We start from the raw sequence: 24,185 nt of genomic DNA on the forward strand, positions 1-24,185 counted from the left end.
CGGATCCTTGGCGCAGACGAAGCCCGGCCGGGAAACCATGATCATCATCGGTGCCGGGCTCGGCGGCCTCTCCACCGGCTGCTACGCCCGGATGAACGGCTACCGCACCCACATCCTGGAGATGCACGAGATCCCCGGCGGCTGCTGCACCGCCTGGGAACGCGGCGACTTCACCCTGGACTGCTGCGTCAGCTGGCTCCTCGGCAGCGGCCCCGGCAATGAGATGCACCAGATCTGGCTGGAGCTGGGAGCCCTCCAGGGCAAGCGGATCCGCCACTTCGACGTCTTCAACATCGTGCGCGGCCAGGACGGCCGGACCGTCCTCTTCTACTCCGACCCCGACCGGCTCCAGGCCCATCTCACCGAACTCTCGCCCGCCGACGCCAAACTCGTCCGCGTCTTCTGCGACCAGCTCCGCGCCTTCCGCAAAGCCCTCGCCGTCTACCCCTTCCTCACCCCCGTCGGACTGATGGGACGGACCGAGCGCTGGCGCATGCTCGCCTCCTTCCTCCCGTACTTCAACGCCGTCCGCACCTCGATCAGCGTCCTCATGACCGACTTCTCGGCCCGCTTCAAGGACCCCCTGCTCCGCGAGGCGTTCAACTTCATCCTGTACGAGAAGCACCCGGCCTTCCCCGTGCTCCCCTTCCACTTCCAGCTCGCCTCGCACGCCAACCTCTCCGCCGGCGTCCCCGAGGGCGGCTCACTGGGCCTCGCCACCTCGATCGAACGCCGCTACCGCGCCCTGGGCGGCGAGGTCACCTACAACGCCAAGGTCGAAGAGGTACTGGTCGAGAACGACCGCGCGGTCGGCGTCCGGCTCACCGACGGCCGCGAGCACCGGGCCGACATCGTCGTCTCCGCCTGCGACGGCCACACCACCATGATGAGACTCCTCAAGGGCCGCTATCTCAACGACGCCTACCGCAAGCTCTACACCCGCACCATCCGCGAACCCGGCATGGTCTTCCCCGGCTACTTCACCCTCTTCCTCGGCCTGCGGCGCGACTTCCCCGACGGAGAGCCCTGCACCACCCACCTCCTCGACGAGCACACCGCCGCCCAGCTCACCGGCATCCGCCACCCGAGCATCAACGTCCAGTTCCGCAGCAGGCACTACCCCGAGCTGTCCCCGCACGGCAGCACCGTCGTCTACGCCACCTACTTCAGCGACATCGCCCCCTGGCGCGCCCTCGACGAGGGCCCCGAACAGGCCAGCCGCAGCCGGGGCGGCCAGAAGCTCCACACCCTGCCCGTACGGCACGGCCGCGGCTACTACGCGGCCAAACGGCGCGCGCGCGACACCATCGTCCGCTTCCTCGCCGAGCGCCACCCCGGCATCGAGGACGCGATCGCCGTACGCGATGTGTCGAGCCCGCTGACCCAGGTCCGCTACACCGGCAACTACGACGGAACCGTCCTCGGCTGGCAGCCGTTCGTGGAGAGCGGCGAGACCCTGGAGGAACTGGTCAAGAAACACGGCCCCGGACTCCCGGGGCTGGCGAACTTCTACCAGTCCGGCGTCTGGGCGACCACCGGCGGACTCATCCGGGCGGCGGCGGCCGGCCGCCATGTCCTCCAGTTCATCTGCCGCGACGACCGCAAGGCCTTCACCGCCTCCATCGATGAGAGCGGACCGCCGCCGACCCATCTCGTCATTCCCGTCGGGTTGCGGGAATGAGCCGCGCAGACGAGGAGCCGTGATGAGAACGGAGAAATGGGTGCTCCGGGAGCACATGGAGGGCGTGCCCGACGTGGACCGGGTCTACGAGAAGGTCGTCGAGGACATCGAGGTGCGCCTCGCGCCGGACGAGATGCTGCTGCGGACCGTCTATGTCTCCGTCGACCTCTACCTCCAGGGCATCGCCCTGGACACCCCCATCGGCGACCACATGGGAGCCGACTCCATCATGGAAGTGGTGGAGGCCGGACCGCTCGCCGCCCACCAGGCCGGAGACCTGGTCCAGGGCTTCGGCGGCTGGCGCACCCATGTGATCGGCACCGGGGCCGCCACCCCCTGGCAGAGCGGCACCTTCCCCATGGTCTTCCCCGCCTACCGCCGACTCGACCCGCACTGGTACGACGAGGCGCTCCCGCTCCCCACCGCCCTGGGCGCGATGGGCGGACCCGGCATGACCGCCTGGGGCACACTGACCAAATTCATGACCGTCCGGCCCGGCGACACCGTGGTCATCAGCGGCGCGTCCGGCCCCGTCGGATCCCTCGTCGGCCAGCTCGCCAAACGCGCCGGCGCACGCGTCATCGGCTCCACCACCACCGGCTGGAAGGCCGAACGCCTCACCGAACTCGGCTTCGACGCGGTCCTCCTCTACCGCCACGGCGACAGCGCCGAAGCGGTCCGCGAGGCGCTGCGCGCCGTCGCCCCCGACGGCGTCGACAAATACTTCGACAACCTGGGCGGCGCCGTCACCGACGCCGTCTTCTCCATGCTCAACATCGGCAGCCAGGTCGCGGTCTGCTGGCAGTGGGCCACCCAGGTGGGCCAGGAGTCCGTCGGCCCCCGGCTGCTCCCCTACATCATGTTCCCGCGCGCGACGATCCGGGGCGTCTTCTCCCTCGAATGGTTCACCGCCCGGAACTGGCAGGCCCTCCACACCGAGCTGGGCGGCCGGATCCGCCGGGGCGAGATCGTCTGCGACCACATCCTCCACCACGGATTCGACAACATCCCCGCCGCCTACGCCAGCCTCTACCGGGGCCGGACGGAACGGCTGGGAAAAGTGCTGGTCCAGCTCTGACTCCCAGGAGGAACCGTGTCCGACACCGAGCACACCGGCACCTGCCCACGCCGGCGGCCACTCCCGCTGCACCGCGTCGTCACCGGCGAACCGGGCCCGCCCGTCCCCGCCCGGCTCCCCGACGGATCGCCCGCCTGGCTGGTCAGCCGGCACCGGGACGTCCGCCATGTACTCTCCGACGCCCGCTTCCGGCGCTCCCAGCTGTACGCCCCCGACGCCCCGGCCCTCTCCGCCGTACCCGACCTGGTGAACAACCCCGACCTGATGTTCAACCAGGACGGCGAGGACCATCTGCGGCTGCGCGCCACCCTGCGCCGCGCCTTCACCCCCAGGGCCGTCGCCCGCTGGCAGCCCTGGATCACCGAGATCGTCGAACAGTGCCTGGACTCCCTGGAACACCACGACCCGCCCGTCGACATCGTCGCCGCCTACACCCTCCCGCTGCCGGTCATGGTGATCAGCCGGCTCATGGGCCTCGACGACGAGGTCCGCTCCAAGCTGCGCCACTGGTCCGAGCACGCCTTCTCGGACGGCTCCCACGACGGACAGGAGGTGGAGTCGGTCCTCGCCGAGTTCGCCGAGTTCGGGGCCGGACTCCTCTCGCGGCGACGCCGCGAGCCCGGCGACGACCTGATCAGCAGCGTGGTCAGGGCCGCCGACGAGGAGGGCGGCATCCCCGAGGCCCAACTCGTCCAACTGGTCTGCGGACTGGTCGTGGGCGGCCACGACAGCACGATGACCATGCTCGGCAACTCCCTGCTCTATCTGCTCGGCGAACGGCCGGAGTGCTGGGCCCGCCTCGGCGCGGACGAGAGCGCCGCCGAGGCGCTCGCCGAGCGGATGCTCCATCTCGTCCCCCTCGGCGACGACCGGGGCACCGCCCGCCACGCCGCCGAGGACGTCGAGGTCGGCGGCGTCCTCATCCCCGCCGGATCCGTCGTCCTCGCCGACTGCTTCCTGGCCAACCGGGACCCCGAACTCTTCCCCGCCGGCCCCTTCGACGACCTCTTCGCCCCACTGGAGGGCCCCGGACTCGCCTTCGGGGCCGGACCCCACTACTGCCTGGGAGCCTGGCTCGCCCGGCTCGAACTCCGACTCGGACTCCACCGGCTCGCCGCCCGCTTCCCCGGGCTCCGCCTCGCCGAACCCATGGACGAGGTGAGCTGGCGACTGGGCACCACCTCCCGCAGCCCCATGCGCCTCACCGTCACCTGGTGACCACCCTGCGGGGGTACGGGGATCACCCCCGCACCACGGGAAGACGGCGCGGCCCGCGCAGCACCGGGCTGCGCCGGTACGGCGGCGGATCCTCGGCGAGCCGGAAGCCCTCCAGCCGGGGGAGCAGGGCGTTCAGCGCGATCTGGGTCTCGATCCTGGCCAGCGGCGCGCCGAAGCAGGAGTGCGCCCCGCCGCCGAAGCCCAGATGCTGATTGTGCTCACGCATCGGGTCGAAGCGGTCGGGATCGGGGAAGCGCAGCGGATCCCGGTTCGCCGAGGCGAGCACCAGAACCAGCGGAGCGCCCCGGGGCACGGTGACGCCCGCGACCTCGATGTCGGTCAGCGGGGTCCGCTGCGGCAGGAACTGCACGGGCGGCTCGTAGCGCAGCAGCTCCTCGACCGCCTGCGGCACCAGCTCAGGGGCCTCGCGCAGCCGGACGAGGAGATCCGGGTGGCGCAGCAGGGTGAGCGCCCCATTGGCGATCAGATTGACGGTCGTCTCATGTCCCGCGATCAGCAGCAGCACCGCCGTGCTCATCAGCTCGGGCCCGGTGAGCGTTCCCTCGGGACCGTCGTCGTTGACGAGCGCGGAGAGCATGTCCCCGGAAGGCCCGCCCCGGCGGCCCTCGGCGAGCGAGCCCAGATACCCGGCCATCTCCCGCTGGGCCGCCAGCGCCGCCTCCTGAAGCGGCTCCGGGTCCTGCTCGGGAGCGAAGTCGAGCGCGGCGATGATCGCGGTGGTCCAGGCACGCACCCGCGGCACATCCCCGGCGGGCACGCCCAGCAGCCGGCAGATCACGGTGACGGGCAGCGGATACGCGAAGTCGTCGACGATGTCGATCCGGTCCCGCCCGTGCAGCGCCCCGGCCAGCTCGTCGGCGATCGCCGTGATGCCCGTGTGCAGGGCGTCGACCGTGCCGGGGGAGTGGGGCGGACCGAAGGAGCGCATGGTGAGCCGGCGGAGCCGGTCGTGCTCCGGGTCGTCCAGGCCGATGAACGACGGCGGCAGATCGTCCCTCACCGGCAGTGGCCGCTGGTCGGGTTCGGTGCGGTTGCGGCGGTCGGAGCTGAGCCGGGGATCGTGGAGCAGGGCGGCGACCTCGTCGTACGTCCCCACCAGATAGCTGCCGTCCTCCTGCCGCACCACACCGTTGGCCCGGAGTTCGGCGTAGAGCGGGTAGGGATCGGCCCGGTGGGCGTAGTCGGTGATCCGCCGGAACAGGGTCTGGGGGGACATGGACGGGTCTCCTCGTGGATGACGCGGGGCGGGCGCGGAGGGCGGGTGCGGGGCTCAGTCCTGCCGCAGCAGGGTCAGACCGCGGTCCGGGAGATGACCGGTGAGGGCGACGGTCGGCCCGTGCGAGAGCAGCCGGGGGTCCGGCACGTCGGAGGGGACGGACGGCCGCGGACCCCGGCCGTCCGCCGCGCCGGGGCCGGGCGGGAAGGGCGCGCCCGACTCGATGAGACGGAGATAGTGCTCCAGCGACTTGGCGCGGTTGACGCTCACGGCGGCCGTGATCCGCCCCCGGTAGCCGTAGACGGCGACCAGCCGGCCCTCCTCGGGCGAGCCCTGGGCGATGACGATCCGGTCGGAGAAGGTCGGCACCCCGACCGACTTGATGTTCAGCCCGAACTGCGCCGACCAGAAGGCGGGCACCGTCAGATGCGGCCTGCGCGCGGGCCCGGGGCTGACCATGTTGTGGGCCGCCACCCCGGCCTGGGCCACCGCGTTGCCCCAGTGCTCCAGCGAGAGCATCTGGTACTCGAAGAGCGGATGCGGGAACCGGGCCACGTCACCCGCGACGAAGACGTCGTCGGTGACGATCCCGTACATGTCGAACGCCCGGCACCCCGCGTCGCAGGCGACGCCCCTGGGGCCCGCCGCCAGCCCCGACGCGGCCAGCCACTCCGTATTGCGGAGCGCGCCCAGACACACCACCGCCACCTCCGCCCCGATCCGGGTCCCGTCGGAGAACTCCGCGCCGGTGAGCCGGCCGCCCCGGCCCGTGAGGGCGGTGACCGTCACCCCGCAGCGCAGATCCACGCCGTGGGAGCGCTGCACCGTCCCGGCGAAGGCCCCGAGCACCCCGCCGAGCGCGCCGACCAGCGGCGCGGGTCCGCGTTCGGCGACGGTCACCGCCAGGCCGCGCTCCCGGCAGGCGGAGGCGATCTCCGAGCCGGTGAACCCGGCCCCGATCACCAGCACCCGGCGCGGCCCGGCGTCCAGCCGCTCGACCAGGGCCGCAGCGTCGTCGCTCGTCCGCAGCGTCAGCACCCCGTCCAGAGCCGCCTGTCCGGGGACCGGCCAGGGGCGGGCCCTGGTCCCGGTGGCGATCAGCAGCCGGTCGTAGGGCACCCGGCCGCCGTCGGCCAGCAGCACCCGCTTCCCGATCGGATCGACGCCCTCGGCGCGCACCCCGAGCCGCCACCGCGCGTCCACCTCACGGACGCGCGGCAGCGTGACCTCATGGGCCCGGGCCCGGCCCAGCAGCACCTGCTTCGACAGCGGCGGACGGTCGTACGGCGCGTGCGGCTCGTCCCCGATCAGCGTCAGCTCACCGGCGAATCCCTTCTCACGCAGCGCCTCGGCGGCCCGCAGCCCGGCCAGCGAGGCCCCGACCACGGCGATCCGGCCGCCGAGCGGGTCAGCCGCCACCGGGGCCCGCCCGCTCACCGGCCAGGACCGCCCCGACCGGGCAGGCCGCCACCGCCCGCGCCACCCGCTCAAGCTGCCCGTCCGGCACGGCGGGGTCGTACATCAGGGCCTCCTCGCCGTGCAGCTCGAACACCTCGGGAGCGAGGAACACGCACTGCGCGTACCCCTGACAGCGATTGAGATCGACCACGATCCGCACCAGACCCACTCCTGAACGCCGCCCGCCGTCTCCGTCCTACTCCCTGCCGACCGGCGGCGCGAGCGATGCTGCTCCGGCGGGGGGACGGGGTCGGGAGCGGGCCCGGCGACTACCGCGTCCTCTCCGCCGTGCTGATCGACGACGGCACGGCCCGCTTCGCCTCGCTCGGTACCGAGGACCCCGCCGCGGCCGTCCCGGCGAGCCCGGAGACCGCCTTCGAGACCGGCTCGGTGACCAAGGTCCTCACCGGGATGCCGCTGAGCCGTCTCATCGACCGGGACGGCCTCTCGCCCGCCCGGACCGGCTCCCCGACGATCCCGCTCCTTCGTCGGTCCGGAGCGCGAGAGCGGCCGCGCGGTGGCGGTGCTCTCCAACACCGACCACGACATCGACGTGCTCGGAGCCCGGCTGCTGCTCACCGACGACTGAGCGGCACGCGGGAAGGCCGCCGCCCCGGGTCGGGGCGGGGGGCTTCCCCGGGGGGGGGGGGGCGCCCCCCTTTTTCTGCTGCGCCTCCGTGGCCCCCTTCTGCTGCTCGGGCCTTCCGGCGAGGCTCATGGCGTAGAAGTCGGCGACCGTGCCGCCCTTGCGCGCCGACACCAGGTGGGACGTGGCGCTCTGGCCGCCCAGGTCCATGGCGATGGTGAACGCGACGGCCTCGTCGCCCCCGGTGAACGAGCCGGTCTCCACCTTGGTGATCTTGGTCTTGTCCGCGCCGACGATCAGGGTGAAGCCGCCCGCGCAGTCCGCGCCGGCCTTCTTCACGGCGGCGAGGGCGTCCTCGGCGGCCTTGCCCTCGTAGGAGCTGACCGTGGCGGCGGTGACCGTCGCGCCCATCGCGTTCAGACCGGCCTCGGCCTTCTCCTCCGCCGAGGCGTCGGCGGCCGGGGCCTTCGGCACGGCCACGATCTTGCGGATCGCGCTCGCGGCGGGCTCGCCGGAGCCGCGCGCCACCATGGCGGCGACGAGCGGCTCGCACTCGGCCTTGTCGCTGGAGGCGGACTTCGCGCCCGCCAGGTCGGCCTTGGTGGCCTTGCTGATCTTGTGGTTCGGTATGTCGCTCTCGGCCAGCGCGAGCTTCTCCAGCTCGGCCGCCGACAGGGCCTTCGCGTCCGGGGCGGCGGCGGGCGCGCTCGTCGACGCCTTGGTCTTCGGCTCGTCCTTCGCCGAGGCGGAGTCGTCCTTGGAACAGGCGCCCAGGATCATGGTCAGCGACAGCGCGGAGGCGGCGACGGCGGTACGGCGGACGGCGGTGCGGTGCATGGGGAGGCTTCTCTCTGGATGATCGGGGAACGACGCTCCGCCGCGGGGCCCGGTTCACCGGCCGATCACGCGGGGATCGTTCCGGCCGAATCTAGGGCCCCGCCCCGATGGAGAGATCATCACTTCGGTCGTTCACGCCGATCGTGACAGGGATGCGACTCCACCTCCATCCGATCGAGACACCTCTGTGCACAACCATCCGGCAATTGTCGTTGTATCGGGTGTATCACCCGGTTCGGGCCCCGGCCCCGGAGGGCCGGAGCCCGAAGCTCACCTGCGCCGTTCGTCGGCGGCCACCGCGAGACAGGCGGCTATCAGGACGATGTTCTTGATCACGTACTGCCCCTCCAGGGTGGGGGTGGCCATCGGGCCGTTCCACATCTCCCCGGGCAGGATCAGCAGCGCGGAGAAGACCCCGGCCATGTGGACGAAGAAGGCCGCCAGCGCCAGGCGCAGCAGCACCCCGGTGAGCAGGCCGACGCCGATCGCCGTCTCGAAGAGCGCCAGCAGGGGGCGGGTCGCCTCCGCCGGCACCAGGCCGAAGGAGAGGACGTCCATGGTCCTGGTGGCGACGTCCTGTGCCGGGCTGGCCTCGGGCACGAACTTCATCAGGCCGAACCAGATGAAGACGAGCCCCACGGACACCCTGAGCACGGTGGTGCTGTGCGGCCGGTAGCGGCTCAGCGCGTCGCTGAACAAGGGCCTGTACCGGAGAGCGTCGCCGCTCCGGCCCGGCGACCGGTGCCGCTCGTCTGTTCCCTCGCGGGAGGTGGTGCTGCCTCGTTTCCCCATATGACGCGTCATGGTGCGTCCTTCCTGATGGTGTGGTTCCGGCTCGCGACGTCCACGGGTGCACCGGCCCGGGCGCGCCGTCCGCTTCCCGCGCGCGGCGGGGTGCGGACCTGAAGCGGCGGCCCGGCGGCTGCGACGCCTCCGTCCCGAGCTCTGAACAAGATGTGCGCCCCCGCCGGCCGCGACCGGGTCCGGCGGCGGTGCGCGCCAGGCGTCGGCCGAGGTGGTCTCGCGCCGTCTCCGGGCATGCCGGAGGGACGCGCCGCGGCGGCGCTGTTTCAGGTGGTCGTGAGGGCCGTCGTGGCCCGGGCGGGGTGGGCCCGCCGTGTCCTTTGGGCGTCCCGTGCCGTGGGGGGCCGGGGCGCCGGGGGCGTCAGCGGTGGCGTCCGGGTGTTCCGGGGCGGCCGGGTGTCCTCGTATCCACCGGGTGCGGGGGTACGGGGACGGCGGCCGGTCGCCCGTACGGCGGCTCGTCCGTGCTCATGGGTGGGGTCGGGGTCCGGTGGGCTCGTCCGTGTGGGGCGGCGGCCCGGGTCGCCGGCTGTGCGGCGGAGGGAAACGCTGTGTCATGCGGTCTGGCCGGGGGCGTGGGCGCTGCGGCGGTCCCGATGCGGCTGCCGGGTCTTTCCGGACAGCCGTCGCCCATGAATCGGGCGTGAAGCAGGCATGACATTTTTCGCCCTTTCGGACGGTGCAATGCCCTGGGGTGCGGCGCGGCCAACGCCGACAGGATCCCTGTCAACGTAACTCCTTGTGGGGGGAGATGATGAAACTGCGGCAAACGTTTGCATCGGGCGACACCGTATAAGTTCACGTCCGCCGCGTAAAGGTCTGGACCAATACTGTTCGGACGGTTCGCCCGGTGATGATCCGGCTGGCCAGGGGGTGCGGTGCCCCTCGGGTGCGTCCACCGCACATCACTGAGGGTGATGGCCGGACGGCGGGGTCCGGCCGTCTCCCGCGGAAGGTGTGCGTCCGCTCTCCGTCCCCTTCGCATGGCCGAGAAGCCCGGGAAATGCGCTCTCTCGCGGGTTGTATGTGGGCTGTATCCAGGCCGCGCCACGACGAAAAAGCGGGAGACATCGTGTCCCCGCTCATCTCGTGCTAGTGTTGTTGGAAGTTGCAGTTGTGGTTCCCAAACGCTTCAAGTGCCTCTGATGACCTTGAGTCGTCAGGCACTTTTTGTTTTCGGCGCAGTTTCCGGACGGGGCAATCATCGCGGCGACACCGGGGTTCACACAGTGTGGATCTCGGATCATGCCCCGAAGGAGTTTTTAAAATGGCTACTGGCACCGTGAAGTGGTTCAACGCGGAAAAGGGCTTCGGCTTCATCGAGCAGGAGGGTGGCGGCCCCGACGTCTTCGCCCACTACTCGAACATCGCCACCCAGGGCTTCCGTGAGCTCCAGGAGGGCCAGAAGGTGAACTTCGACGTCACGCAGGGCCAGAAGGGCCCGCAGGCCGAGAACATCGTTCCCGCCTGACGCTGACAAGCGCAATACAGCTGGGGTCCGCACCGCAAGGTCGGGCCCCAGCTCGTTGCCGTTTACGGGGTGTCCCCCCGTCGGCGGCGACAGTCCGGGCGCACCTCCCCGGGCCTCGGCTCCATGGACCCGAGCGGTCCATGGCTCCGGCTGGCCGCGGCTGTGCCCGTGCCCGCGGTGGACCCCGCCCGGGCGTAATTTTTTGCCGACCGGATACGTTCGGTTTCCTTCATGTTCTTATTATCGGCTCGTGCTTGCAATTCATTCGGCTCTTTCTGCCGAGAATTCCTCGATGCGTGCCCTGTCGAGGAAAGGTTCCCCTTTGAACCGCTCAGCTCGCACGAACAGTCGTTTTCCCAACCCCCGCAGCGGCGGATCCACCGGTTCCGGTGGCTCTGGCGGCGGCCGCGGCGCTCGTTTCCGCCCGAAGGGCCAGGGCGGCCGTTCCGGTGGTCGTTCCAATGGCGGCCGTCCCTCGGCCCCGCAGGGTGAATTCGCCCTCCCGGAGTCCACGACCCCGGCCCTTCCGGCCGTCGAGTCATTCCGCGAACTGGACATGCCGGCGCAGCTGCTGACGACGCTCACCGGCCTCGGAGTGACCGAGCCCTTCCCGATCCAGGCGGCCACGCTGCCCAACTCCCTCGCCGGACGCGACGTCCTCGGCCGGGGACGCACCGGATCCGGCAAGACGCTCGCCTTCGGTCTGCCCATGCTCGTACGCACTTCCGGGCGGCGCGCCGAGCCGAAGCAGCCCCTCGCGCTGGTCCTCGTGCCCACCCGTGAGCTGGCCCAGCAGGTCACCGACGCTCTCACCCCCTACGCCAAGGCGCTCGACCTGAGGCTCACCACGGTCGTGGGCGGCATGTCGATCGGCCGTCAGGCAAGCGCGCTGCGCGGCGGTGTCGAGGTCGTCGTCGCCACGCCCGGCCGCCTCAAGGACCTGGTCGAGCGCAAGGACTGCCGTCTGGACCGGGTGAGCATCACCGTCCTGGACGAGGCCGACCAGATGGCCGACATGGGCTTCATGCCCCAGGTGACCGAGCTGCTGGACCAGGTCCGCCCCGACGGTCAGCGCATGCTGTTCTCGGCGACCCTGGACCGCAATGTCGACCTGCTCGTCCGCCGCTATCTGACCGACCCGGTCGTCCACTCGGTCGACCCCTCGGCCGGTGCGGTGACCACCATGGAGCACCACGTCCTCCATGTGCAGGGCGCCGACAAGTACAGCGCCACCACCGAGATCGCGGCCCGCGACGGCCGGGTGATCATGTTCCTGGACACCAAGCACGCCGTCGACAAGCTCACCAAGCACCTGCTGAAGAGCGGCGTCCGCGCCGCCGCGCTGCACGGCGGCAAGTCCCAGCCGCAGCGCACCCGCACCCTCTCGCAGTTCAAGACGGGTCACATCACCGCGCTGATCGCCACCAACGTGGCCGCGCGCGGAATCCACATCGACGACCTCGACCTGGTCGTCAACGTCGACCCGCCGAGCGACTACAAGGACTACCTCCACCGGGGCGGCCGCACCGCCCGCGCCGGTGAGTCCGGCCGGGTCGTCACCCTGGTCCTGCCCGAGCAGCGCCGTGAGATGACCCGTCTCATGGCCGACGCGGGCATCGTCCCGGAGACCACCCGGGTCCGCTCCGGCGAGGCCGAGCTGACCCGGATCACCGGCGCCCAGGCCCCGTCCGGCGTCCCCGTCGAGGTCACCGCCCCGGTCGTGGAGCGCCCCGCCAAGCGCGGCAACGGCAACGCGCCCTTCCTCGGCCGCGGCACCCGTCGTGGCCGCCCCGGCGGCGGTGGCGGCACCGGTGGCGGCGGCCGCTCCGGCGGCGGTGGCGGCGAGTCCCGCCGTACCGCCGAGTCCCGCCAGACCGCCGAGGCCCGCAAGGCCGCCCGGGTCCGCCGCGCCCGCTAGGCACCTTCGCCACAGCAGGTCGAGAGCCGTCGAGCCAAGCGCTCGGCGGCTCTTCGCGTGGGCGGCGCGGACGGCGTGGACGGCGTGGACGGCGTGGGCGGCGTGGGCGGCCGACCGGGGCTCGGATCCGGTGGATCCGGTGGATCCGGTGGATCCGGTCGGGAGGAAGCGGTGCCGGGCCGGGTGGGGTGACCTGCCCGGCACCGCGGTCATGATGCGGCGGTCAGCGGCCCTGGAGCGACTTCACATTGTCGCCGAAGGTCCAGTTCCGCGCGCCGTCCCAGTTGAGCGACCAGGTCATCAGGCCCTTCAGGGCGTTGTTGTAGCCGTTCCACGCCTGGGCCACCAGGCTCGGCGACATATGGCCGCCGCCCGCGCCCTGCTGGGCCGGCAGCCCGGGGGCCTGCTTGTCGTAGGGCACCTTGATGGTCGTGCCCTGGATGACCAGGCCCCGGTTGAGGCAGTCGGTCTGAGCCCGGAAGCCCGCGACGGTCCCGGCGGAGTAGGAGTCGCCGGAGCAGCCGTACATGCTGCCGTTGTAGTACTGCATGTTCAGCCACCACAGCCGGCCGTTGTCCGCGTACTTCTTGATGATGGGCAGGTACGAGCCCCAGATCGAGCCGTAGACCACGCTGCCGCCGGTGACGTAGGCCGTCTCCGGCGCCATCGTCAGACCGAAGTTCGACGGCATCTGCGCGAGCACCCCGTCGATGATGCGGATCAGATTGGACTGCGAGGCGGAGAGCTGGTTGATGTTTCCGCTGCCGATGAGACCGGTCTCGATGTCGATGTCGATGCCGTCGAAGTTGAACTTCTTCAGAATGGGGACGATCGTCGCCACGAAGCGGTCGGCGACGGCGCTGGAGCTGAGATCGATGCCCGCCGTCGCGCCGCCGATGGACATGAGCAGGGTGAGGCCGCTCTGTTTGGCCTGACACATCTCGGTGGGGGTCGGCACCTTCACATTGGTGTCCATCCCGTCCTCCCACAGGACGGTGCCGTCCGAGCGGATCACCGGGAAGGCCGCGTTGATCACGTTGTAGCCGTGCGCGCGGATCCGGGAGTCGGTGATCGGGATCCAGCCCAGCGGCGGATGGACGCCGTTCGCCGCGCCGTCCCAGTTCTCCCAGTACCCCTGGAGCACCTTGCCCGGGGGCTTCGACTGGACCGCGCAGACGTCGGCCCGCGGCGAGAGGGGGGCCGGGGCCTGGGCCGGCGCGGCGACGGCGCTGGTCAGCGGTATGAGGAATGCCATTGCCAGCCCGACGCCGAGCAGGCGTGATGTCCGACGGATCATACGAAGCTCCCTTGCCATTCATCCCGTGCGGTGCAGGACAGGCCGACGGAGACCAGGAGGGGCGGGGCCGTGAGCGCGGCCCCGGTCGGGGACGGGGGATGGGGACGGACGCGGGGGGTCACGCTCACCTCCTGGGTGTGGGGGCCTGGAGACGTACGTGGTGCGACGGGCAAACCGTAGGTTGGTCCAGACCAACCGTCAATGGGGCCCGGGTAAAAGCCTGTTGATGCCGGGCGATAGGGTTCTGGGCCGCCCGCCGGGCAGACCGGTGGACGGGGAGAGGGCCGAACGGCCCGTACCAGCGCGGAGGTTGAGCGGTATGACGATTCTGGTGTCCGGCGCGACCGGGAACATCGGCCGGCACGTGGTCCGGCGGCTCGCCGCCGACGGCAGGGAGGTCCGGGCGCTGACCCGCGCTCCCGCCACGGCCGCCCCGCCCCCGGGGGTGACGGTCGCCGAGGGGGATCTCGCCCGCCCCGAGACCCTGCGCGCGGCGCTCGCCGGAGTGTCGGCGATGCTGCTGTTCCCGGTCGCCGACGCCGTCGACGAGGTGGTGGCGCTGGCGGCCGACGCCGGGGTACGCCGGATCGTGGTCCTGTCGTCGGCCGCCGTCACCGCCGGGTACGACACCGACTACCACCTTCCGGTGGAGCGGGCCGTGGAGCGCTCCGGACTGGAGTGGACCCATGTCAGGCCCGGGGAATTCGCGCTCAACTCGCTCCAGCTGTGGGGGCCCTCCGTCCGGGAGGGACGCCGGGTGGTCGACATCGCCCCCGACGAGCCCGGCATCCCCGTCCACGAGGCCGACATCGCCGATGTCGCGGTGGCCGCGCTCACCGAGGACCGCCACACCGGCCGCGCGTACGACATCTCCGGGCCTTCGGCGGTGACCCCCCGGGAGCGGGTCGCCGCCATCGCGGCGGCCATCGGCGAACCCGTCCGGCTGGAGACGGTCACCCAGGAGGAGGCCCTCGCCTTCTACCGCCGGCAGGGCGGCTGGGCCGCCGAGAACGCCGAGTTCATCTTCGGCTTCGAGGACTACTCGGGCACGCCGATCGAGGAGGGCGAGCCCGCGTACGAGGGGCTGGACAGCGTCCCCTGGCTGACCGCCGCCGAGGTCACCGGAGGAGTCTCCCGCGACTTCGCGGAGTGGGCCCGCGACCACGCGGCGGACTTCCGCTGACGCGTGGCCGGGGGCCCGGGGTCCGGGCCCCCGGGGCCTTCTTCGGGGTCTAGTGGCCGCCGCCGGAGCTGACGTCGAGGCGCTTGGCGAAGGTCTCGCCGGCGTCCTTGGACTCGTAGACGCCGTCCTGGGTCGCCACGACGAGATGGCGCGCGTCGAGCGCGGTCAGCGCCTGGGGCGCGCCGCCCGGCACGGTCCCGGCCTTCTTCCAGGTCGCGCCGGAGTCGGCGCTGCGGCTCAGCCCGCCCTTGGGGTCGACGCCGTAGAGGGCGTCGGTCTTCGCCCAGGAGACGAAGGCCATCAGCGGCTTCTCGCCGGATCCGAAGCTCTTGCCGCCGTCGGTGCTGGTGATCAGCCCGGACTCGGTGGTGGCGAGCACCGTGTCGGGGTCGTCGGGGCTGACGGCGATGTCGAGCGCGGTCAGCTCGGCGCGCTTCTCCCACCGTTCGCCGTCCCGGCTGACGCGCAGCAGCCCATTGGTGCTGTCGTAGCCGTAGATCGTGTCGTGGGCGTATTCGAGGGAGTGGAAGTCGACCTCTCCCACGAGCGAGCGGTCCTTCCAGGTCGCCCCGGAATCGGTGCTCTCGATGAGCCCGAGATTGCTCGGGGCGTCCCGGCCGGGGGCCGGGTGGCCGCTGGCCAGGAACCGTCCCTCGCCCGCGACGGTGAAGCCCATGAAGTCGTCCTTGCGGTCGCCGACGAGCCGGGGCCGGCCCTCGGCGTCCGGGGTGTAGACGCCTTCATGGGTGGCGACGTAGAGCTTTCCGTCCGAAGGGCCGATACCGACGCCATGGATATGGCTGATGGTGGTCGCGCCGGAGCCCTGGCCGGTGTCTTCGCCTTCGCTGTCGCCGCCGCAGGCGGTGAGCAGCAGCCCGGCCGCGGCGACGGCGGCGGCCAGGGCGGTACGGCGGGCGGCGGTCCGGCGGCGCGGGGCGCGCGGACCGGTGGGGAAGCTGTCGTGGGATGTCATGGGGGCACCTCGTGCTGGTCTGTACCGCGGAAGGAGAACGTTCGGTCCGAGAGAGGTCGGACGCCGGACGGACTCCTAGATCCGCAGGATCGACAGCTTGGCGAGGTCCGGTCGCGGGGGCGGAGGGCCCGGCCCCGGGGCCGCGAACACACCGGCGGGCGCTGCCGCCCGCCGATCCGCGCCCCGGCCGGGGGCGGCCCGCAGCAGCGCGGCGAGGATCCAGCCGACGAGCACCGCGACACAGAGCGAGGACATGTCCATCGCCATCCCCGGTTGGGGAAGGTGCGCCGAGTCCTGCCGTTCGGCCGGGCCGTGGACGGCCTCCGGGGCCGAGTAGGAGTACGGGGCAGGGCCCGGGTGGCTCATGCCGGAGCCGCCGTCGGGGTGGCCGGTGGTGTGCATCGCGAAGACGCCCAGAGCCAGCACGACCAGCAGCAGCTGCCACCAGGCGCCGGCCGCTCGGGTCATTCCGCTCGTGTCCACCACCGCTCCTTCCGGGACCCGACCCTACCCAAGGCGTTTCGCGGGCCCGGGGGCGGGCTCGGGGGCGGTCCCGGGCCCGGGGTCCGGCCCCGGCGCGCTCAGCCCGCGGTGTTCAGCCAGTCGTACGCCGCCCGCGCGGTGAACTCGCGCTGCCCTCCCGCGTACAGCAGCTCGGCCGCCGCGAACGCCGGGTCCGAGGCCGCCGCCGGAAGGTAGGGGACCGCGACGCAGCGCATCCCCGCCGCGCGGGCGGCGACGGCCCCGGGAGCCGCGTCCTCCAGGACCACGCAGTCCGCTGGGACCGCTCCCAGCCTGCGGGCCGCCTCCAGGAAGACATCGGGCTCGGGCTTGCCCCGGGGGACCTCCTCGGCGGAGACGACCGTACGGATGAAGGCGTCCAGGCCGGTACCGGCGAGGACCGCCTCGATCGCCGCACGGGAGGAGCCGGAGGCCACCGCGAGGGGCACCCCGTCGCCGTGCAGCAGCTCCACGAACTTCAGCATCTCGGGGTAGACCTCGGTGGCGGCCCGGGCCAGCTCCAGATAGTGCCGGTTCTTCCCGGCGAGCAGCTCCTCGACCGGCGCGCCGATCGCGTACTCCTCGCGCAGCGCCTCCAGCGTCTCGCGGGTGCCGATACCGATGAAATCGGTGTGCCGCTCCCAGCTGAAATCCGTCACCCCGTACTCGGCGAGCAGTCTGCGCCCTGCTTCAAAATAGTTCGGCTCGCTGTCCACGAGGGTGCCGTCGAGATCGAAAATGACGGAAGTCGTACGAAGAGTGCTCATGCGCTCCAGCATGCCAAGGGGGCCTACAGCCGGGCCACACCAGACTCAGCCACCTCGCCAGTCTCTTCCCATCTCTGCCGGGAGCCCTATCGCCCCGCGCCGCCGGCCTCCCGGCCCAGGGACTCGACCAGCGGCAGCAGCCGGTGCGCCACCCGCTCGCGCAGCGCCATCTCGGTGCGGGTGCGCACCACCCCGGGTAGCTGGATCAGCCGCTGCACGACATCCTCCAGATGTCCGTTGTCGCGTGCCACGACCCGGGTCAGCAGATCGCCGCCGCCGGTGATCGAGAAGGCCTCGATGATCTCCGGTACGGCCGAGAGCGCCTCGCCGACCTCGTCCAGATGCCCCTGGGTGACCTCGATGTGGACGAAGGCGAGCACCGGGTGGCCCAGCGCGGCGGGGGAGAGCCAGGGACCGGTGGCGGTGATCACCCCGTTCCGCTCCAGCCGGTCGATCCGCGCCTGGAGGGTGCCGCGCGCGATGCCCAGGATCCGGGCGTACTCCCGCACGCTGGTGCGCGGCTGCTCGATCATGAGCCGCAGGATGCGGGTGTCGAGCACATCCACCGACATGATCCTTCACCGGTCTTTCCTTGGGACTTCGCTGGTCGGGCACTGTGCGGGCACGGTGCGGGCACCGGGCGGGCACGGTGCGGCCCGACCGTACCAAGGCCCGGGCCGGGGCCGTCCGCCACCGGGTCCGCCCGGCGCGCCCAGGAGCCCGTGCGCCCGATGTGCTTGCGCGGCGACGCCCGGTCGGCGAGGGTCGGGGCCTTCCGGCGCGGAACGGCGCATCCGCGCGGCCCCCGGGACCGGAAGAACACGGCGAAGCGTTCCCCGGCCACCCCACCCCACCCTCACCCACCAGGAGTGACGCCATGGCGGTCTCCGTCGTCCTGTTCACCTCGGACCTGCGGCTGCACGACCATCCGCCGCTGCGCGCCGCGCTCGCCTCGGCGGACGAGGTGGTGCCGCTGTTCGTCCTGGACCGGGGCGTCCGGGAAGCGGGATTCGACGTCCCCAACCGCCGCGCCTTCCTCGCCGACTGCCTCACCGACCTCGACGCCGCGCTGCGCGAACGCGGCGGCCGGCTGGTGGTCCGCTCCGGCCGCACCGCCGAGGAGGTCGCCCGGGTCGTCGCGGAGACCGGCGCGGCCGAGGTCCGTGTCGCGGCGGGCGTCACCCACTACGCCGCCCGCCGCGAGGAGGCGCTTCGTTCGGCGCTGGCGGGCCTGGACCGCCGGCTCCATGTCCACGACGGGGTGATCACCGCACTGCCCCCGGGAGCGGTCCTGCCCTCGGGCTCCGACCACTACGCCGTCTTCACCCCGTACTTCAAGCGCTGGTCGCGGGAGCGGCTGCGCGACCCGCTCGGCGCGCCCCGCGCGGTAAGGGTCCCCGAAGGCCTCGCCTCGGAGCCGGTGCCCGCCCGCGCGGACATCGCAGGGACGGCCCCCGGGCTCGCCCCGGGCGGCGAGAGCGAGGGCCGCAGGCGGCTGCTCGCCTGGCGCCGTGCCGGTCTGGCCGGCTACGAGGACCGGCACGACGATCTGCCCGGCGACGCCACCTCCCGGCTCTCGCCGCATCTCCACTTCGGCACGCTCTCCCCCGTGGAACTGGTCCAGCGCGCCCGCTCCCTGGGCGGACCGGGCGCGGAGGCCTTCGTACGGCAGCTCTGCTGGCGCGATTTCCACCACCAGATGCTCGCCGCCCGCCCCGCCGCCGCCCACGCCGACTACCGCCCCCGGCGCGACCTCTGGCGCTCCGGGAGCGAGGCGGCCGGGGACATCGCCGCCTGGAAGGCGGGCCGCACCGGATACCCCGTGGTCGACGCGGCGATGCGCCAGCTCCGCCACGAGGGGTGGATGCACAACCGGGGCCGGCTGCTGACCGCCTCCTTCCTCACCAAGACGCTCTACATCGACTGGCGCGTCGGGGCCCGGCACTTCCTGGACCATCTCGTGGACGGCGACATCGCGAACAACCAGCTCAACTGGCAGTGGGTGGCAGGCACGGGCGCGGACACCCGCCCCAACCGCGTCCTCAACCCCGTCCGCCAGGGCCGTCGCTTCGACCCCGACGGCGACTACGTCCGCCGCTGGGTCCCCGAGCTGTCCGGACTCCCCGGCCCCGCGGTGCACGAGCCGTGGCTGCTCCCCGCCCCCGAGCGCGCCCGCCACGACTACCCCGAGCCCCTGGTCACCCTCCCCGAGGCGCTGGACCGCTTCCGCCGGGCCCGGGACGTCGGCTGAGTCTGGGAGTGTCGGGGAGTGGGGGAAACCGGAACCGGGATCAGCTCCCCGCCGCGCCCCGGAGGCCGTCCAGACGCGCCTGGAGGACGTCCTGCGCCTCCCGGGAGGTGAGACGGCCGATGAGTACGTGCGCGGTGAGGCCGTCCGCGAGGGCGAGCAGGGTACGGGCCTCGCGCCGGGCGTCGAGGGGCACGGCGCGGTCCGTCCCCCCGGCGGCCTCCGCGACGAGCCGGGTGAACATCTCCTCCAGGGGCGCGTAGTCGGCCCTCAGCGTCGCCGCGAGCGTCTCGCTGACCGCCGCCTGCGCGAGGAAGGCGAGCCAGACCCTGGCCTCGGCGCGGTGCTCCTCCCGGAGCAGCGCGACCTCGGTGGCCGCGTGGCCCAGCGCGGCACCGGCCGACCGCGCCGGACTCCCGGCGGGGCGGGCCGCCCGCACCCGCCCCACGATCCGCTCGCCGATGTGCCCGAGAGTGAACACGAGCATCTCTTCCTTGGTGCGGAAGCACCGCTGAACGGCCCCCATCGACACCTCGGCGCGGGCGGCGACATCGCGAAGGGTCACGCCCTCCAGCCCGTGTTCGTCGGCGAGCCGGCAGACGGCCTCGGCGATGAGCTGACGCCGGCCCGCGTGATCGACCTGTCTGGGCATACCCCGTTCGCCTCCCACTGCTCCCACTGCTTCCGCGGCTCCTGCGGCGTACTTTATCCGATGCGCTCGCATCGGTTCCGGGGTACGGTTCCGATGCAAGCGCATTGGTACATGGGTGAACGAGGAACGAGGAGGGGGAGCCCGTGCGGGACGCCCTGTGGAAGATGCCGGCCGCCGCGCAGGCGGCGGCCGTGCGCGGCGGGGAAGTCTCCGCCGTCGAACTGATCGACAGCCATCTGGACCGCATCGCCGAGGTCAACCCCCGGGTCAACGCGGTCACCCGACTCCTGGCGGAGCGCGCCCGCGAGGCCGCCGCGCGGACGGACCGGCTGCGCGCCGCCGGCCGGACGCCGGGACCCCTCGCGGGCGTGCCCTTCACGGTGAAGGAGAGCACCCCCGTCGAAGGGGTCCCGACCACCTTCGGCGTGAAGCGCTTCCGCGATCTGGTGGCCCCGGCCGACGCGCTCCCGGTGGCCCGGCTGCGCGCGGCCGGGGCCATACCGATCGGGCGCGGCAACATCCCCACCCTGATCCTGGCGGGAATGCACACACGCAGCGAGCTGTTCGGCGACACGCTCAACCCGTGGGACGGCGGCCGGACCCCGGGCGGCTCCAGCGGAGGCGACGCGGTGGCCGTCGCCACCGGCATGGCCGCGCTCGGCCTCGGCAGCGACTCCGGCGGATCGGTGCGCGTCCCGGCCCAGTTCTGCGGGGTCGCCGGACTGAAGCCCTCCACCGGCCGGTTCCCGGCGGACCACCGCGTCTTCGGCCCCGACGACCCCGGCCCGGCGACCCAGACGCTCGTCACCGACGGCCCGCTCGCCCGGACCGTCGGCGATCTGCGCCTCGCCTACGAGGTGCTGGCCGGCGCGGACCCGCGGGACCCGCGCTCCGTCCCGGTCCCCCTCCACGGAGAACCCCTCCCCGGCCCGCCGCGCGTCGCGGTCGTCGCCGACCCCGGCGGCCACGGCGTACACCCCACGGTCCGCGCGGCCGTCCGGGCCGCCGCCGAAGCGCTCCACGACGCCGGATACGAGGTGTGCGAGGTGCCGGACGTACCGAGGCTGGACGAAGCCCTCGACGCGTACGACCGGATCACCCTGACCGAGTTCGCCCCCACCTGGCCCGCGGTGCGCGAACTGCTCGGCGAGGGCGGAGACCGCTACATCGGGATGGCGATGGAGAAGACCCCGCCCGCGAGCGCCGACGAGTTGATGCGGCTGATGGGCCTCCGGCTCAACATCCGCCGCTCCTGGGCCGAATTCCTCCACACGTACCCCCTGCTCCTCGGCCCCTCCTTCACCGAACCCCCCGTCGAACCAGGTCTGGAGTCCCGCGACCGGGCGGGCCGCGACCGCGTCGCCTCCGCGATGCGCCTGTGCACCGCGACCAGCTTCGTCGGCGTCCCCGCCGTCGCCGTCCCCACCGGCCTGGCCGACGGACTCCCCACCGGAGTGCAGATCATCGGCCGCGCCTTCCGCGAGGACCTCTGCCTGGACGCGGCCCAGGCCGTCGAGGACCGCCTCGGAGTCCTCACCCCGATCGACCCCGGCGACAGGCCCTAGCCGATACGGCCGCGCAGCCGGTGCAGACCCCGGCGGGCGTGGCTCTTGACCGTGCCCAGGGGGATGCCGGTGCGCTCCGCGATCTGGGTCTGGGTCAGATCCTCGTAGAAGGCCAGACAGAGCACTTCGCGCTGGGGGCGGGGCAGTCTGCCCAGCTCGTCCGCGATGAGGACCCGGTCCAGCGCCGACTCCGGGGAGACGGAGCCGACGTCGGCCGTCGGCCGGGCGGCGGCGGCGAGTTCGCCGCGCCGGGTGCGGGCGGCGAGTGCGTCCACCGTCTTGCGGCGGGTGATGCCGACGAGCCAGGCGCCGAGCGGGCCGCGCTCCGGGCGGAATCCGGCGCGGCCGCGCCAGGCGGCGAGGAACACCTGTTGGGTGACGTCCTCGGCCTCGCGGGCGTCGCCCAGGGTGCGGGCGGCGAGCGTGTGCACCAGCGGTCCCCAGCGCCGGTAGGCGTCGGCGAAGCTCCGCTCGTCGCCGAGCGGCGCACCGGGCGGCGCATCGGGTGCGGGGGGCTCGGGGGCCGTCCCGGACAGTGCTGTGGCGTTCATGCTCCCGCTCCTCCCGGCCGGCTGGATTCCCCGTCCCGGCGCGACGGGGGCGCACCGGGACGGGCGGCTCAGTGTCGGATTTGTGCTCCGGGGCCTTCAAGCCGCGTCGTTCGTGCGTCGTATCATCGGCCGATGAGCACCCCCTCCGAGCGGGACCGCGGGACGGGCGCGGGCCTCACCACCGGAGCGGTCGCACGGCGGCTCGGAGTGGCCCCGACGACACTGCGCTCCTGGGACCGCCGCTACGGCGTCGGCCCCGCGCTGCGCACCGACGGACGGCACCGCCGGTGGACCCCGGACGACCTGGCCGTGCTCACCCGTATGGCCACCCTGACCAGCACCGGCGTCCCGCCCGCCGAAGCGGCCAGAATCGCCCGGAGCGCCCCGAGCGCCCCGTACGCCCCGGCGGGCGTCCCCGGGCCCCGGACCGCCGCCGCCGACCGCTCGGACGCGGACGCGGGACCGCCGGCCGGCGGGGTGCGCCGGGAGCGCAGGGGGCTGGCCGGGGCGGCGCTGCGGCTGGACGCCGACGCCGTCGACGCGCTGCTCGACTCCGTCATCCGCACCCATGGCCTGGTCACCGCCTGGCACGAGGTCATCGCGCCCGTGCTGCGCGCCGTCGGCCGCAAACAGCAGAGCTCGGGCGAGCGGTATGTGGAGGTCGAGCACCTCCTCTCCTGGCACATCTCCGGCGCCCTGCGGCGCGGCTGCGCCACCGTGGCCCCCGAGCGCCCGGGCCCGCCCGCCCTGCTGGCCTGTCTGCCGGGGGAGGGGCACACCCTCCCGCTGGAGGCGCTCGCGGCGGCGCTGCGGAGGCGGGGTCTTCCGGTACGGATGTTCGGGGCCGCGCTGCCCGTCGAGGCGCTGGACAGCGCCGTCCGCCGCACCGGCCCCGCCGCCGTGGTGCTCTGGGCGCAGTCCCGGACCACCGCCGATCGCGCCCTGGCCCGCCATGTCGCGGGCATCACCTGGGGCGTACGCGGCGCTCGCGGCCGCCCTCTCGTCCTGACGGCCGGTCCCGGCTGGTCCGGGGCGCGGGTCCCCGGGACCGTGCGGCCGCTGGGGCTCGCCGAGGCGATCGACGTCCTGGAACCGGTTCTGGCCCCCGGCTGACCAGCGGCCCGGGCGTACGTCGGTCCTCGGCCAGTTGTCGTCCCCGGGCCGCGGCGGCCGGTAAACACCTGGCGGCGCGGGTCCGGGTGGGGTTGTGTGTGCCACATCCGCTCCCGGCGGAGCGGCGGGGCCGCTCCGCGGCCACCGGCCCGCCGCCGGGACGTCCGCACCACTCGCGCCCGACGGATCGAAGGGCTCAACCATGGATCGTGACCGCACCGCCGTTCCCCCGCCCGCCGCACTCAGCACCACCACCGCCGTCCGGCGGCCGGGGGCCGAACTCCGGGAGTCCGCGGGCAAGGGGGCCGGGGTTTTCGCCGTCCGTTCCTTCCGCACCGGAGAGACGGTGCTGACCGGTGTCATCGAGGCCGAACTCGGCCGTAACGACTCCCACGCCTCCCAGGTCGGCTGGGACCGTTTCGTCCGGCACGGCGGACTGGTGCCGAAGGTGAATCACTCCTGCGACCCGGCCTGCGGCATCGGGCTCAACCCGGCGGGGGCGCACGACCTGGTCGCCCGCCGCCCCATCCGGTCGGGTCAGGAGATCACCTTCGACTACGCGATGCGGAACTTCTCCATCGAGCACTTCCCGGCCCGCTGCCAGTGCGGCACCGTCCTGTGCCGCGGCCGCATCACCGGCTGGAAGGATCTGCCCGCCGACCGCAGGGCCGCCTACCGGGGCTCGATCGCCCCCTACCTCCTGGACACCCCCGCCGTCCCGGACGCTCCCGCCCTCCCGAACACCCCCGCCCTCCCGGACGCCCCGACGGACCGTTAGACCCCGCGCCCGGGGCCGCCGCCCGCCCCGGCCCCGGGCTGCCGAGGGCTTGATATGAGCCCTGACGATGTGCGGATCGTGTGCATGCGATGTGTGCAAAGACCACCACCGAACGCTTGTGCGGCAACCAGTGGGCGGGGAGTGAGTGGTGATCCCACCACACCCACTACCCGCCGGTAGTGACGGCTGGGCGGTGAGCCGCCGTGAGTGGCGCACGGGACTGGTGGGCGGGCGACCACTCTGTGTGGCCTCGATCGGTGTCGTGGTGT

At 72.8% G+C, this 24,185-nt stretch carries 22 protein-coding genes and 1 pseudogene; 11 read left to right on the forward strand and 12 right to left on the reverse strand.

The features are described 5' to 3' along the window. The first annotated feature begins 37 nt into the window (after window positions 1-37). The 3 genes from IE247_RS31845 to IE247_RS31855 all read left to right on the forward strand — a co-directional run bounded on the left by IE247_RS31845 (window position 38) and on the right by IE247_RS31855 (window position 3,977). Window positions 38-1,681, forward strand: coding sequence for a phytoene desaturase family protein (locus IE247_RS31845; protein WP_190126856.1), 1,644 nt, complete (start codon window positions 38-40; stop codon window positions 1,679-1,681). Between the two features lie 22 nt (window positions 1,682-1,703). Continuing rightward, window positions 1,704-2,759, forward strand: a complete 1,056-nt coding sequence (locus tag IE247_RS31850; protein WP_190126836.1) for an MDR family NADP-dependent oxidoreductase — start codon at window positions 1,704-1,706, stop codon at window positions 2,757-2,759. A gap of 66 nt (window positions 2,760-2,825) precedes the next feature. Beyond that, window positions 2,826-3,977 carry a cytochrome P450 gene (locus IE247_RS31855; protein ID WP_373305636.1) on the forward strand — a complete coding sequence of 384 codons (1,152 nt, stop codon included), beginning with the start codon at window positions 2,826-2,828 and terminating at the stop codon, window positions 3,975-3,977. Window positions 3,978-3,999: 22 nt separating this feature from the next. Here the strand turns inward: IE247_RS31855 and IE247_RS31860 are convergent, their stop codons facing one another. From IE247_RS31860 to IE247_RS31870, 3 genes are read right to left on the reverse strand one after another with little or no spacing between them, the layout of a single operon-like run. Then, window positions 4,000-5,214 (reverse strand): cytochrome P450, encoded by a 1,215-nt coding sequence (locus IE247_RS31860; protein ID WP_190126838.1) that lies wholly within the window; start codon window positions 5,212-5,214, stop codon window positions 4,000-4,002. 54 nt (window positions 5,215-5,268) lie between these two features. Beyond that, window positions 5,269-6,633, reverse strand: coding sequence for an NAD(P)/FAD-dependent oxidoreductase (locus IE247_RS31865; protein WP_190126839.1), 1,365 nt, complete (start codon window positions 6,631-6,633; stop codon window positions 5,269-5,271). Further along, window positions 6,623-6,832: a ferredoxin gene (locus IE247_RS31870; protein ID WP_190126840.1), complete on the reverse strand. Its 210-nt coding sequence runs from the start codon at window positions 6,830-6,832 to the stop codon at window positions 6,623-6,625. Before IE247_RS31870 ends, IE247_RS31865 begins: the two co-directional genes overlap by 11 nt. A 65-nt stretch (window positions 6,833-6,897) precedes the next feature. Here IE247_RS31870 and IE247_RS35105 point away from each other — a divergent pair. Beyond that, window positions 6,898-7,071: pseudogene (locus IE247_RS35105) on the forward strand (hypothetical protein); the annotation flags it as partial. A gap of 28 nt (window positions 7,072-7,099) precedes the next feature. Here IE247_RS35105 and IE247_RS34650 read toward each other — a convergent pair. Together IE247_RS34650 and IE247_RS31880 are read right to left on the reverse strand one after the other, a co-directional pair. Beyond that, window positions 7,100-8,095 carry a hypothetical protein gene (locus IE247_RS34650; protein WP_229869490.1) on the reverse strand — a complete coding sequence of 332 codons (996 nt, stop codon included), beginning with the start codon at window positions 8,093-8,095 and terminating at the stop codon, window positions 7,100-7,102. A gap of 270 nt (window positions 8,096-8,365) precedes the next feature. Next, window positions 8,366-8,794, reverse strand: coding sequence for a DoxX family membrane protein (locus tag IE247_RS31880; RefSeq protein WP_229869491.1), 429 nt, complete (start codon window positions 8,792-8,794; stop codon window positions 8,366-8,368). 1,372 nt (window positions 8,795-10,166) lie between these two features. On the opposite strand from IE247_RS31880, the gene IE247_RS31885 reads away from it, so the two are divergent. Further along, complete coding sequence (locus IE247_RS31885; RefSeq protein ID WP_018536328.1) at window positions 10,167-10,370, forward strand: cold-shock protein; 204 nt, start codon at window positions 10,167-10,169, stop codon at window positions 10,368-10,370. Window positions 10,371-10,662: 292 nt separating this feature from the next. After that, window positions 10,663-12,288 (forward strand): DEAD/DEAH box helicase, encoded by a 1,626-nt coding sequence (locus tag IE247_RS31890; RefSeq protein ID WP_373305635.1) that lies wholly within the window; start codon window positions 10,663-10,665, stop codon window positions 12,286-12,288. Between the two features lie 223 nt (window positions 12,289-12,511). Here IE247_RS31890 and IE247_RS31895 read toward each other — a convergent pair whose 3' ends face one another. Continuing rightward, complete coding sequence (locus tag IE247_RS31895; RefSeq protein WP_190126842.1) at window positions 12,512-13,585, reverse strand: chitinase; 1,074 nt, start codon at window positions 13,583-13,585, stop codon at window positions 12,512-12,514. Window positions 13,586-13,904: 319 nt separating this feature from the next. On the opposite strand from IE247_RS31895, the gene IE247_RS31900 reads away from it, so the two are divergent. After that, entirely contained in the window at window positions 13,905-14,768 is an 864-nt protein-coding gene (locus tag IE247_RS31900) for an SDR family oxidoreductase (RefSeq protein WP_190126843.1), read from the forward strand. Between the two features lie 49 nt (window positions 14,769-14,817). Here IE247_RS31900 and IE247_RS31905 read toward each other — a convergent pair whose 3' ends face one another. The 4 genes from IE247_RS31905 to IE247_RS31920 form a co-directional block, all read right to left on the reverse strand. Continuing rightward, complete coding sequence (locus tag IE247_RS31905; protein ID WP_190126844.1) at window positions 14,818-15,741, reverse strand: F510_1955 family glycosylhydrolase; 924 nt, start codon at window positions 15,739-15,741, stop codon at window positions 14,818-14,820. A 75-nt stretch (window positions 15,742-15,816) separates the two neighbouring features. Then, on the reverse strand, window positions 15,817-16,224 hold the full coding sequence (locus IE247_RS31910; RefSeq protein WP_229869492.1) for a DUF6153 family protein: 408 nt from the start codon (window positions 16,222-16,224) through the stop codon (window positions 15,817-15,819). A 98-nt stretch (window positions 16,225-16,322) separates the two neighbouring features. Further along, entirely contained in the window at window positions 16,323-17,009 is a 687-nt protein-coding gene (locus IE247_RS31915; RefSeq protein WP_190126845.1) for an HAD family hydrolase, read from the reverse strand. Window positions 17,010-17,095: 86 nt separating this feature from the next. After that, entirely contained in the window at window positions 17,096-17,581 is a 486-nt protein-coding gene (locus tag IE247_RS31920) for an Lrp/AsnC family transcriptional regulator (protein ID WP_190126846.1), read from the reverse strand. Between the two features lie 305 nt (window positions 17,582-17,886). Here IE247_RS31920 and IE247_RS31925 point away from each other — a divergent pair, with 305 nt between their 5' ends. Further along, complete coding sequence (locus IE247_RS31925; protein ID WP_190126847.1) at window positions 17,887-19,260, forward strand: cryptochrome/photolyase family protein; 1,374 nt, start codon at window positions 17,887-17,889, stop codon at window positions 19,258-19,260. A gap of 40 nt (window positions 19,261-19,300) precedes the next feature. Here IE247_RS31925 and IE247_RS31930 read toward each other — a convergent pair whose 3' ends face one another. Further along, the gene (locus IE247_RS31930; protein ID WP_190126848.1) at window positions 19,301-19,909 is read right to left on the reverse strand and encodes a TetR/AcrR family transcriptional regulator; all 609 of its coding nucleotides are present in this window, start codon (window positions 19,907-19,909) and stop codon (window positions 19,301-19,303) included. Between the two features lie 164 nt (window positions 19,910-20,073). On the opposite strand from IE247_RS31930, the gene IE247_RS31935 reads away from it, so the two are divergent. Next, on the forward strand, window positions 20,074-21,474 hold the full coding sequence (locus tag IE247_RS31935; RefSeq protein ID WP_190126860.1) for an amidase: 1,401 nt from the start codon (window positions 20,074-20,076) through the stop codon (window positions 21,472-21,474). Here IE247_RS31935 and IE247_RS31940 read toward each other — a convergent pair. After that, window positions 21,471-22,025, reverse strand: a complete 555-nt coding sequence (locus tag IE247_RS31940; RefSeq protein ID WP_190126849.1) for an RNA polymerase sigma factor — start codon at window positions 22,023-22,025, stop codon at window positions 21,471-21,473. The genes IE247_RS31935 and IE247_RS31940 overlap by 4 nt on opposite strands. Window positions 22,026-22,157: 132 nt before the next feature. Here IE247_RS31940 and IE247_RS31945 point away from each other — a divergent pair, with 132 nt between their 5' ends. Both IE247_RS31945 and IE247_RS31950 read left to right on the forward strand, forming a co-directional pair. Further along, a complete protein-coding gene (locus IE247_RS31945; protein ID WP_190126850.1) occupies window positions 22,158-23,138 on the forward strand; it encodes a MerR family transcriptional regulator in 981 nt (326 codons plus the stop codon). Window positions 23,139-23,340: 202 nt separating this feature from the next. Next, window positions 23,341-23,916: an SET domain-containing protein-lysine N-methyltransferase gene (locus IE247_RS31950; protein WP_190126851.1), complete on the forward strand. Its 576-nt coding sequence runs from the start codon at window positions 23,341-23,343 to the stop codon at window positions 23,914-23,916. The last annotated feature ends 269 nt before the right edge of the window (window positions 23,917-24,185 follow it).

It is taken from the genome of Streptomyces inusitatus, assembly GCF_014651115.1.
Classification (GTDB): Bacteria; Actinomycetota; Actinomycetes; order Streptomycetales; family Streptomycetaceae; genus Streptomyces; species Streptomyces amakusaensis.